Annotated in this window: 13 protein-coding genes; 6 read left to right on the top strand and 7 right to left on the bottom strand. The window is 45.7% G+C overall.

The features are described from left to right. A partial coding sequence (locus LDL18_RS03880) for an amidohydrolase family protein (RefSeq protein ID WP_296507070.1) occupies positions 1–287 on the top strand: 287 nt, incomplete at its 5' end. A 7-nt stretch (positions 288–294) separates the two neighbouring features. Here the strand turns inward: LDL18_RS03880 and LDL18_RS03875 are convergent. Next, complete coding sequence (locus tag LDL18_RS03875; protein WP_296507069.1) at positions 295–789, bottom strand: cytochrome c; 495 nt, start codon at positions 787–789, stop codon at positions 295–297. A 136-nt stretch (positions 790–925) separates the two neighbouring features. Between LDL18_RS03875 and mtgA the strand changes: the two genes are divergently transcribed. Further along, on the top strand, positions 926–1672 hold the full coding sequence (gene mtgA, locus LDL18_RS03870; RefSeq protein ID WP_296507068.1) for a monofunctional biosynthetic peptidoglycan transglycosylase: 747 nt from the start codon (positions 926–928) through the stop codon (positions 1670–1672). On the opposite strand, the gene LDL18_RS03865 is transcribed toward mtgA, so the two are convergent. From LDL18_RS03865 to petA, 3 genes are read right to left on the bottom strand one after another with little or no spacing between them, the layout of a single operon-like run. Next, positions 1602–2450 (bottom strand): cytochrome c1, encoded by an 849-nt coding sequence (locus LDL18_RS03865; RefSeq protein WP_296507067.1) that lies wholly within the window; start codon positions 2448–2450, stop codon positions 1602–1604. The two genes, mtgA and LDL18_RS03865, sit on opposite strands and share 71 nt — an antisense overlap. After that, positions 2443–3699, bottom strand: coding sequence for a cytochrome b N-terminal domain-containing protein (locus LDL18_RS03860; protein WP_296507066.1), 1257 nt, complete (start codon positions 3697–3699; stop codon positions 2443–2445). The genes LDL18_RS03865 and LDL18_RS03860 overlap by 8 nt, the downstream gene beginning before the upstream one ends. Before the next feature lie 7 nt (positions 3700–3706). Next, entirely contained in the window at positions 3707–4339 is a 633-nt protein-coding gene (gene petA, locus LDL18_RS03855; protein ID WP_296507065.1) for a ubiquinol-cytochrome c reductase iron-sulfur subunit, read from the bottom strand. Positions 4340–4975: 636 nt separating this feature from the next. Between petA and LDL18_RS03850 the strand changes: the two genes are divergently transcribed. Further along, positions 4976–5206 carry a transposase gene (locus LDL18_RS03850; protein ID WP_296507064.1) on the top strand — a complete coding sequence of 77 codons (231 nt, stop codon included), beginning with the start codon at positions 4976–4978 and terminating at the stop codon, positions 5204–5206. 527 nt (positions 5207–5733) lie between these two features. Here the strand turns inward: LDL18_RS03850 and LDL18_RS03845 are convergent. Then, positions 5734–5886, bottom strand: a complete 153-nt coding sequence (locus LDL18_RS03845; RefSeq protein ID WP_296507063.1) for a hypothetical protein — start codon at positions 5884–5886, stop codon at positions 5734–5736. Positions 5887–6150: 264 nt separating this feature from the next. Between LDL18_RS03845 and LDL18_RS03840 the strand changes: the two genes are divergently transcribed. The 3 genes from LDL18_RS03840 to LDL18_RS03830 are packed head-to-tail and all read left to right on the top strand — an operon-like array spanning position 6151 to position 8068. Further along, positions 6151–6609 carry a tRNA (cytidine(34)-2'-O)-methyltransferase gene (locus LDL18_RS03840; protein WP_296507062.1) on the top strand — a complete coding sequence of 153 codons (459 nt, stop codon included), beginning with the start codon at positions 6151–6153 and terminating at the stop codon, positions 6607–6609. Next, positions 6596–7453 (top strand): oxygen-dependent coproporphyrinogen oxidase, encoded by an 858-nt coding sequence (gene hemF / locus LDL18_RS03835; protein WP_296507061.1) that lies wholly within the window; start codon positions 6596–6598, stop codon positions 7451–7453. Before LDL18_RS03840 ends, hemF begins: the two co-directional genes overlap by 14 nt. A 3-nt stretch (positions 7454–7456) precedes the next feature. Further along, positions 7457–8068: a GNAT family N-acetyltransferase gene (locus tag LDL18_RS03830; protein ID WP_296507060.1), complete on the top strand. Its 612-nt coding sequence runs from the start codon at positions 7457–7459 to the stop codon at positions 8066–8068. Between the two features lie 54 nt (positions 8069–8122). Here the strand turns inward: LDL18_RS03830 and clpX are convergent, their stop codons facing one another. Together clpX and LDL18_RS03820 are read right to left on the bottom strand one after the other, a co-directional pair. Further along, positions 8123–9391 (bottom strand): ATP-dependent Clp protease ATP-binding subunit ClpX, encoded by a 1269-nt coding sequence (gene clpX / locus LDL18_RS03825; protein WP_296507059.1) that lies wholly within the window; start codon positions 9389–9391, stop codon positions 8123–8125. Between the two features lie 149 nt (positions 9392–9540). After that, on the bottom strand, positions 9541–10000 hold a 460-nt coding region (locus LDL18_RS03820), incomplete at its 5' end, for an ATP-dependent Clp protease proteolytic subunit (protein WP_296507058.1).

Raw genomic sequence — 10000 nt, 5'->3', positions numbered from 1 at the left:
ACTTCCTGTTACAGGGGCAGATGATCTATCGTCGCGATGGTCGGATTACCGATGATAAAAACGTGCTGGCAGGTTCTCTGCTCGATATGGCAACGGCTTTTGCCAATATGATCAAAATGACAGATGTGTCTTTGGTCGAGGCCTCCCGAATGGCCTCTTTGACCCCTGCCCGTTTTCTGGGGCTACAAGATCGCGGCAGCCTAGAAATCGGTAAAAGAGCTGATCTCGTTGTTATGGATGAAGGGCTAAAACTGCAATCCGTCTGGATATCCGGCGAAAAAAACTAACCCAAAATTAAAAGGCACCATGTGCCGCAATCAGCTTTTGTCGTTCGATCGTCATTTGGGGTGCCGATTTTTTGGGCAAAGCACGGGCGGCCTTCACTTCGGCCGCGGTAAACGGCTTGATCTGCGGCATATTCTGCAAAGACATAATATAGTTTAACGCGCCCGCTATATCTTCGTCTTTCAAAGAGCCCAGCGGTGTCATCACGCCTAAAAAGGGCATATTATCAACTACAACACGCCCTGCCATACCGTTAAAAACAACCGAAAGCATATACCGACGACCATCTTCAAACATAGCGATCTTACCAATCCGATTGCTTAATTTCGGGGCAAGATTGGAAGATCCCTGCCCTTTCGGCTGATGGCAAGAAGAACAATTCGCCATATAAGGGACAATCCCGACCGGTGCTGCGCTTGCCCGACCAACAAAAACACCTGAAAGAGCCAGAAAAACCATAGAAAACAGTCCGATGACCCGTTTGGAATTGATCGTCTTTTTCATGGTTTTTACTCTCTTTCATGCCCATTTAAAAAACATCGTCAGGATAGCGATCAAGCCTAAAAACTCTGCTATAAAATTTCCTTTACAGTCGTTACCGCCTGTTATGCAATGCAGGATAAATCGGGAATAAAACAGGATGGGTCGGCTTTTTCGCTTTTTTCTCAAAATTTTTGTCTATTTTCTTTTAATCTCCCTGTTGTGGGTCGGGCTTTACCGCTTTGTCAGGCCACCGATTACCCTAACTATGGTCATGAACCGGATAAATGGCTATGCCCTCAATCAGACATGGCGACCGCTCAATCGAATAGATCCTATCATGATGGATGCTGTCATCGCATCAGAAGATAGCCGTTTTTGTTCTCATCATGGTTTTGATTTCACTGCGATTGAACAGGCGGCCAAACATAATGCCAGCGGCGGCCATATTCATGGCGGTTCGACGATCAGCCAACAAACCGCCAAAAATGCTTTTCTATGGCAAAATGGTGGCTATAGCCGCAAATTGATCGAGGCTTATTTTACTTTTCTGATCGAACATTTTTGGACGAAACGGCGGATTATGGAGGTCTATCTCAATATCGCTGAAACCGGACGCGGTTTATACGGGGTCGAGGCGGCATCACAATATTATTTTCATCATGATGCCAGCCATCTTTCTGCATTGGAGGCCGCAAGATTAGCCGCGATTTTTCCCCTTCCCAAAAAACGCAGTGTCCAGATGCCTCATGGTTTTGTGCGCCGTTACGGCAATATCATTCAAAACCGCATTCCGCTGGTTAAAAAAAATGGATTAGATCGCTGTCTTTTGACAGTCACAACTTCCGCCATATCCGGTAACAGCAGACAACAGAAAGCCCCGTCGCCACCAACAGGAAAGCGATAACGCCGATACCAATGCGATGACGGTTTTCCAATTCCGGTTCAGCCGACCATGCTAGAAAAGCCGTCACATCTTTTGCCATCTGATCAGTGCTGGCTTTGGTACCATCCTCATAATTGACCTGATTTTCGCTTAAAAGAGCGACCGGCATCGCAATATGCAATCCCTTAAAATAGGGGTTGTAGAAATTACCTTCCGGCGTTTTAAGCTGCGGATAGCGTTCAGCAATTTCCTTCGGTTCGCTTTCATATCCAGTCAGCAAAGAATAGACATAGGCCGCGCCCCCTTTTCTCGCTTTGGTTATCAAAGATAGATCAGGTGCCGTCACAATGCCTTGGCTGCCTAACGGGTTATAATAAGGCCCCGTAATCCGGTCATTACGGTTGGGTTGGCGCATCAGGGCTTCACCCGTATTCGGATCGACATCAGGAATGCGGTTAATCCATTCTTGACGGATCCCATCAATTTCAGCTTTGCTATAACCGATTTCAGCTAAATCTTGAAAACGCAGTTGATTGGCACCGTGACAAGAGGCGCAAACCGCCTGAAAAACCGTAAAACCACGCCGCAACTGTTTTTTATCGAAATGGCCGGTTAGCCCGTCACTGGGTAGTTTTAAAGATTTTAATGGCTTTTGATAACGGGCAGCCGGATCAATTTCCTGCTTTGCTCTTGGCTGAAAGGCGCCCCATAGCAAAACGAAACACATGGCCAAGCCGGCTAACAAACAGACAAGACGTATAAAGCCGATACGGCGGACAAGATTGAGCATATCAGGCATCCGTTCTTTTCTTTTCCGCTTCTTCGACAGAAGAAGGCACGGCTTTTGTTTTTTCAACAAGCGGTAAAATCGGCAAAATCACCAGAAAAAAGGCGAAATAATAAAGGGATGCCCATTGCCCTAATCGTATCCAGGGTTCTTCCGCTGGTTGCTTGCCACAAAAACCTAACAGAAGAATATCGGCCATAAATAACAGGAAGAAACAACGGAAAACAGGGCGATAGCGTCCTGATCTTACGGGTGAATTATCCAGCCAAGGCAATAAACCCCAAACCAGAACCGACAATCCCATGCCTAAAACACCCCATAATTTAGCCGGTATCCCCATAAAATTGACCGTAAAGGAGCGTAAAACCGCATAAAATGGCCAAAAATACCATTCCGGCTTGATATGAGCTGGAGTCGAAAAGGGATTGGCCGGAATATAATTATCGGGATCGGTAAAGATATTCGGATAGAAAAAAACAAGGCTGCAAAAAATCAATAAAAAGACGCCAATCGCCACCAGATCCTTGGCAATATAATAAGGCTGCATCGGAACGACTTCTTCAGCTTTTTTGACTTCTATTCCGGTTGGATTACCGGAACCCTGACGATGCAATGCCCAAACATGGAGGCCAACCACCGCCAAAATGACAAAAGGCAAGGTGAAATGTAGCACAAAGAAACGGTTCACAGTGGCGGCATTGGGCGCAAATCCACCCAAAACCCAAATGCGAATTTTCTCACCCACAAAAGGCACCACCGAAAACAGGCCGGTAATCACTTGGGCAGCCCAATAACTCATCTGCCCCCAGACCAGACTATATCCTAAAAAGGCAGTGGCCATCGCTAACATGAATAACAAAACGCCGATCAACCAAACCACTTCACGCGGCGCTTTATAGGAACCGTAATAAACCCCGCGAAACATGTGGATATAAAGCGCGGCAAAAAATAAACTTGCCCCCACCATATGACCATATCGGATAAGCCAGCCAAAGCCGACATAACGCATTATCGCTTCAATGGAATTAAAGGCCTCATTACTGCTGGCCACATAATGCATCGCCAATGCCAAACCGGTAATAATCTGGATAGTCAGGGCAATGCCTGCCAATACGCCAAAATTCCATAACCAGTTGAGATTACGAGGGACAAGATAGCCCTTACCCATGACATCATGCCATAACCGGATAACGGGCAAACGATCGTCCAACCATCGGGTAAAAGCATTTTTGGGCTGATAAGGGGGTGGTGACAGCTTCATAATAAGTTCACCCGATAGAAATCACAGAAGGACTGATAAAGCGATAAGGCGGCACAACCAGATTGGTCGGTGCAGGGCCTCTTCTGATACGACCAGCGGTATCAAAGGCGGAACCATGACAAGAACAGATATAACCGCCATATTCACCTCTAGGCTCGCTGCTATTGCTTCCTTGTGGGATACAGCCCAAATGCGTGCAAACGGCCATGGTCACTAACCAGTTTGTTTTTCCGGCTTTGGTTCTTTGTTCCAAAGTTTCAGGGTCGCGCAGATCGGAAAGGGCAACTGCATTCGCTTCGGTTATTTCCTGCTCGGTTAAATGGCGAATAAAAACTGGCTGATCTCGCCAAACAACTTTAACAGTCTGGCCGGGTTGTATGGTCGAAATATCGACTTCGGTTTTGCTCTGTTCTGAAACATCTTTCGACGGATTCATCTGGGCAATGAAAGGGATTGCTGCCCCGCATACACCCATACCCGCTATCCCGACGGCGGCCACATTCAAAAAATCACGCCGATCAAGTCCGCTAAGGGCTTTATCAGTCTGTTCGGATAAATCGGCTTGCGGCTTTTTAAAAGCGTGACCTTCGACATCTTTCGACATGTCACCTTTTCCATTCTTCGCTTCGCTATTCTTCATATTCTATGGCAACCCCGCCTACTGCCTTATGATAAATCTACTTCTCGCTTTTTGCAGCCTTTACACTACAATAAAAACTTTATGAGCCTTGATGCGTCGTTAAGATATTAAAAATCTCTTTCAAAAGGTAATAAAAGCCCTGCCCTCATACTATTCAGGCAATTTTTATGGCTCACTTTGCACAGGATAGGCTTGCATCACCTCTTAACACGCTATCAGAGAAAGCTCTAATTTTTTGCATAAAACGCCCATGGCACTGGCACTAAAATGATTTTAGAATGGATGAAAACGGCTCAAATTCAGCTAAGCCCTAACAAGGATAAGGCTACAGCCAGCAATAGAAATAATCTTTTGTGCCCTAGCGTTCTTTAATATGACCTAAGCATTCTCCAGTAAAAACAAGTTAGCAATCCTTTCACGGCCTTGGGGTTGATAAAGGTTAGGCTCTGTTGACAAAGGGTATAATTTAAGATTTTCAGGGATAAATTGAGACCAAGTTTTTGTAAGGCACACTAGATGCGAGGAGATCTGACGGACGCGGAGTGGAAGATAATAGAGGGTTTTCTTCCAAGCGAACGAGGCCGCAGCGCGCGTCACGCAAAAAGTAATCGGTTATTTCTCAATGGTATGCTTTAATTGCCTCGAACAGGCTGCCCGTGGCGAGACATGCATGAACGCTATGGAAAATGGAATTCGGTTTATGTTCGGTTTTGTAGGTGGGCGGAACAGGGTGTGTGGGACGCTCTTCTTGAAACTCTCGTTGACCTTGGCCTGACGGATGACTGGCACCACATGATAGATAGTACGATCATTCGCGCCCACAGCCAAGCAGCTGATGCAAAAGGGGGACACAAAATAAGGCTTTGATCGAAGCCTCGGAAGCTTTACGAGCAAGATCCACGCCCGTTCCGATGGTCAAGGCCGCCCTCTAGCTTTCGAACTGACAGGTGGTGAGGTCTCTAATTATTCTGGCGCGGATCGCTTGATAGATATTCCTGTCACAACGCCCCGCCATTTTCTCAGCAAAAAAGGATATGATAGCGATAAGCTACGCGAAAAAGCTGCTTTTCCTATATTCTATAGCCTCTCTTCTCGGCCAAAAATCGATGCATTTTGGTGGCCGGCAAATCTATCAAGGCATTGGCTGCAAAATAATCTCAAATCAGCGTCTTTCAGACTGCAATCAAGAAAACCTTTTCAACCCATCCACCTCGGTCATGGCTCTTATTCGTAAAGTCGCTTTAGCTTCGACCAAAGCCTTGCCTTTTGTGTCTCTTGCACCATTGGCCTGACTATTCGCCCTAACAACGCGGCTAACCTTTATCTATTGTCGCCATCGGTCAGTGCAAGTTTGATTTATATGCCGAAAAGACCATTCTAGAGCCGGTTGTAGCTTAATCCATTCTGCGACGGATGGATGACCGCGAGGAACGACGTTGCCTTTTTTCGTATCTAGTAGCGATAACGCGCCATGCCTCGAGCTGCGCCCAGAAGTTCTCAACGAAACGCCAGCAAGGATAACCATTTTGGGTAGAAGACCGATGCATTGCGTCGTTTCGCAAAGAATAGCTGGTCAAGCCCCCATGTCCCAGATACGTTCTACCATGAACCTAGTTCAGCTTTTAGCTATCCTTTTTTCGGGGAAGTTCGGAATTTTTGAATCAATTCTTATCCAACAAAATTCAGACCATGGCTGAGAAATAATAATTTCAGCGTATTTTTCGGATCGATTAAATTTTTGATATAAAAATGACGGATATCGGCCAGAAAATTTTTGGCATAATCCATCCGGCCTTATTATAGTCTCAAAAATGAGAATAGCCCTATTTCAACCGGATATTGCCGGTAATGTTGGAACCATCCTTCGGACAGCCGCCTGCTTTGGTGTTGGCGTTGATATTATCGAACCTTGCGGATTTGCCTTCTCCGATCGTGCCTTAAAACGCGCGGGAATGGACTATGCGAAAATTGCGCCACCGGTGCGACATAATGATTGGAACAGCTTCCTTTCTGCTCGTCCTGAACGCCGTGTTTTGCTCACGACTGCGGGTGACATTCCTTTACCGGAAATGACTTTCCAGCCTGATGATATTTTGCTCTTCGGCTCTGAATCCGCTGGCGCACCTGACTTTGTCCACCAAGCCGCCAGCCATCAAGTCCGAATACCGCTACTCTCCAATTTCCGTTCTTTGAATATTGCTGTTTCGGCTGGTATCGCTTTGGCGGAAGCCTTGCGCCAAACAGGAGGCTTTGCTCATGAAATCAGATAAAATGCTTTTGAATGAGCAGCAACAAGTGACCTCGGACTGGTTTCATCATTTACGGGATCGTATCTGTCAGCAATTTGAAGAGATTGAGCGCCAAGCCGCCAGTCCAGCCTCTTTTCAAGTGACGCCATGGCAAAAAAATACCGAAGGCTATGGCATTCAGACAGGGCATGGCATCCGCTCTTTGATGAAAGGGCAAATTTTCGAAAAAGTCGGTGTAAATATATCAACAGTTAAAGGCTGTTTCTCCCCTGATTTCGCAAAAAAAATTCCGGGTACGGAAAGTGATCCCCATTTTTTTGCAACAGGTATCAGCCTTGTCGCCCATATGGCTAATCCCCATGTTCCCAATATCCATATGAATTGCCGATTCTTACAAACAACCAAGAGCTGGTTTGGAGGCGGGATAGACCTCAACCCCTCAACCCCTTATGCAGAAGACATTGCCGAATTTCATCAGAATTTAAAAACCATCTGCGATAAACATCATCCTGATTATTACAGCCGTTTCAGCGAATGGGCTGACCGCTATTTTGATATTCCTCATCGCCAAACGAAGCGCGGTGTCGGCGGCATTTTTTACGATTATCTTGATAACAATTTTGCCGCTGACTTTGCTTTCACCAAAGATGTCGGGAAGGCTTTTCTGGATATTTTTCCCAAGCTGATAGCAAGACGACAAAATATAACCGCTAACGAAGAAGATTTTCATCGCCTCGCTATCTATCGAGGACGTTACACCGAATTTAATCTTCTTTATGATCGTGGCACGTTATTCGGCTTAAAAACAGGCGGTGATGCCGATGCCGTTTTAATGAGTCTACCACCAATGGCGATATGGGAATAATTAATGGCGTTCATCCCATTGGAAAAAGGACAACTTGCTTCTGTTGTCACGGCCTTGAGAATGACCAAACGACCCAATAAGGAAATTTTGTCGAAAGATACCGATATTTTGGATGTTGATCGTAAATCTTATTCTCTAGAATTATGGGAACATCCAAAGACAGATAGCTATCGTGACCTTTTCATAAAAATAGGTAGCCCGTGGTTGTGGTTTTCACGTTTAGAACTTAATGACACAGCCCTGAACAGCTTGATCACGCATCCTGAAATAGAAATTTACCGCCTTATAGATAGCGACAATCGAATCGTTGCCATGGTTGAATTAGATTTTCGGCAAAAAGATAAATGTGAAATCGTCTTTTTTGGTCTTGAAAATGCATATATTGGTAAAAGATTAGGCCATCCGATGATGGTTCAAACCCTAAAAAAAGCATGGAAATCGGATATCCATTGCGTTTGGCTTCATAGCTGTAGCTTCGATCACCCTGCGGCATTAGCTTTCTATCAGAAGCATCATTTTCATCCCTATCAGCGTATGATAGAAATTCACGATGATCCTCGTTTGATAGGCTTATTACCTAAAGAAGCGGCACCTCATATCCCGATTATCGACTAATATAAGGGATATGAGGCACTGTCTCTTTGACATTAGAATGGCCAGAGGCTGTTTTTAGGCTGCGCCCGAGCTAGTATCTTTTTCCTTTTGAGCAAAAACCCGCACCGGTTCTTTTTTGCCTTCGGCTACATCTTTATCAACGATGATTTCGGACACGCCTTCTAATGAAGGCAGTTCGAACATCGTATCAAGCAAGATACCTTCTAAAATAGAACGTAAACCTCGAGCCCCAGTCTTCCGCTCAATACCTTTTTTAGCAATGGCTGCTAAAGCATCTTCCGTGAATTCGAGTTGGGCATCTTCCAGCTCAAATAACTTCTGATACTGTTTAACCAAAGCATTTTTAGGTTCAGTCAGAATTCGCACTAAAGCACTCTGATCCAGATCCTCAAGCGTTGCCAAAACAGGTAAACGTCCAACAAATTCAGGGATAAGGCCAAATTTCAACAGATCTTCAGGTTCGCATTCCTGCAAAATTTCACCCGTCCGGCGTTCGTCAGGCGCGGCAACATGCGCACCGAAACCGATAGATTTCCCTTCGAGGCGGTCTGCAATAATCCGGTCTAGTCCAGCGAAAGCACCACCACAAATAAAGAGGATATTCGTCGTATCAACCTGCAAGAATTCTTGCTGAGGATGCTTTCTGCCCCCCTGTGGTGGGACAGATGCCGTAGTGCCTTCCATCAGCTTTAGTAACGCTTGCTGGACGCCTTCGCCTGATACATCGCGCGTAATAGAAGGATTATCCGACTTTCTGGTGATCTTGTCTATTTCATCAATATAGACGATGCCCCTTTGAGCACGTTCTACATTATAATCACTTGCCTGTAATAATTTCAGGATAATGTTTTCGACATCTTCACCGACATAACCAGCCTCGGTCAAAGTCGTTGCATCAGCCATCGTAAAGGGCACATCAAAGGTGCGCGCCAAAGTCTCTGCCAAAAGCGTTTTACCGCAGCCAGTCGGCCCAATCAAAAGAATATTGGATTTTGCCAGCTCGACATCGGCATCTTTGCCGCCGTGATTCAATCGCTTGTAATGGTTATGTACCGCAACAGAAAGCACCCGCTTGGCTTTACTCTGTCCGATAACATATTGGTCAAGAATCGTACAGATTTCCTGTGGCGTCGGTACGCTGCCGTCACCTTTATGCAAAGCGCCTCTGGTTTCCTCGCGAATGATGTCGTTGCATAATTCAACACATTCATCGCAGATAAACACTGTCGGCCCCGCGATAAGCTTACGGACTTCGTGCTGCGATTTGCCGCAGAAAGAACAGTAAAGCGTGCTTTTGGAATCGCTGCCGCTCAGTTTGGTCATAACATCATCCTTGGCGGCTTATAGCCGCTTTCATCCATTCCAAAATCGTTTTAGCGCCAGTTTTCCCCTTGCTGCAATCCGAAAAAGGAAATTTTAGCAGCAAAGGTCAAACGGATCTGTATCAAAAGACAGATTTAGCTTGGAATCGCTTATTCTTTTTCTTCAGAAGCAACCGGACGCTTGTCAAAGACTTTATCAATCAAGCCAAAGGCTTTTGCCTCATCCGCTTCCAAGAAATTGTCGCGATCCATCGCTTTTTCAATCTCTTCAATCGGTTGATTGGTATATTTTGCATAAAGAGCATTCAGACGTTTACGCATCCGTAAGATTTCACGCGCCTGAATCTCGATATCAGCCGCCATACCTTGCGCACCCCCCGAAGGCTGATGAATCATGATACGGCTATTAGTCGTTGCAACCCGCATACCGGGTTCACCAGCTGCTAGCAGGAAGCTGCCCATAGAGGCAGCCTGACCAATACAAAGTGTACCAACCTTTGGACGAATATACTGCATAGTATCGTGAATAGCGAGGCCTGCTGTTACAACGCCACCCGGAGAATTGATATAAAGGAAAATATCTTTTTTGGGGTTTTCAGCTTCCAAAAAC

This window comes from Zymomonas sp., assembly GCF_020216885.1.
Classification (GTDB): Bacteria; Pseudomonadota; Alphaproteobacteria; order Sphingomonadales; family Sphingomonadaceae; genus Zymomonas.
The sequence above is the reverse complement of the archived record's forward strand: the minus strand, read 5'-3'. Positions and strand labels throughout refer to the sequence as shown.

Excerpts from the sequence above, each read along its gene's own strand:
- LDL18_RS03860 (WP_296507066.1), bottom strand. The coding sequence starts at position 3,699 with ATGAAGCTGTCACCACCCCCTTATCAGCCCAAAAATGCTTTTACCCGA.
- petA (WP_296507065.1), bottom strand. The coding sequence starts at position 4,339 with ATGAAGAATAGCGAAGCGAAGAATGGAAAAGGTGACATGTCGAAAGAT.
- clpX (WP_296507059.1), bottom strand. The coding sequence starts at position 9,391 with ATGACCAAACTGAGCGGCAGCGATTCCAAAAGCACGCTTTACTGTTCT.
- LDL18_RS03875 (WP_296507069.1), bottom strand. The coding sequence starts at position 789 with ATGAAAAAGACGATCAATTCCAAACGGGTCATCGGACTGTTTTCTATG.
- LDL18_RS03845 (WP_296507063.1), bottom strand. The coding sequence starts at position 5,886 with ATGCATCGGTCTTCTACCCAAAATGGTTATCCTTGCTGGCGTTTCGTT.
- LDL18_RS03865 (WP_296507067.1), bottom strand. The coding sequence starts at position 2,450 with ATGCCTGATATGCTCAATCTTGTCCGCCGTATCGGCTTTATACGTCTT.
- hemF (WP_296507061.1), top strand. The coding sequence starts at position 6,596 with ATGAAATCAGATAAAATGCTTTTGAATGAGCAGCAACAAGTGACCTCG.
- LDL18_RS03840 (WP_296507062.1), top strand. The coding sequence starts at position 6,151 with ATGAGAATAGCCCTATTTCAACCGGATATTGCCGGTAATGTTGGAACC.
- mtgA (WP_296507068.1), top strand. The coding sequence starts at position 926 with ATGGGTCGGCTTTTTCGCTTTTTTCTCAAAATTTTTGTCTATTTTCTT.
- LDL18_RS03830 (WP_296507060.1), top strand. The coding sequence starts at position 7,457 with ATGGCGTTCATCCCATTGGAAAAAGGACAACTTGCTTCTGTTGTCACG.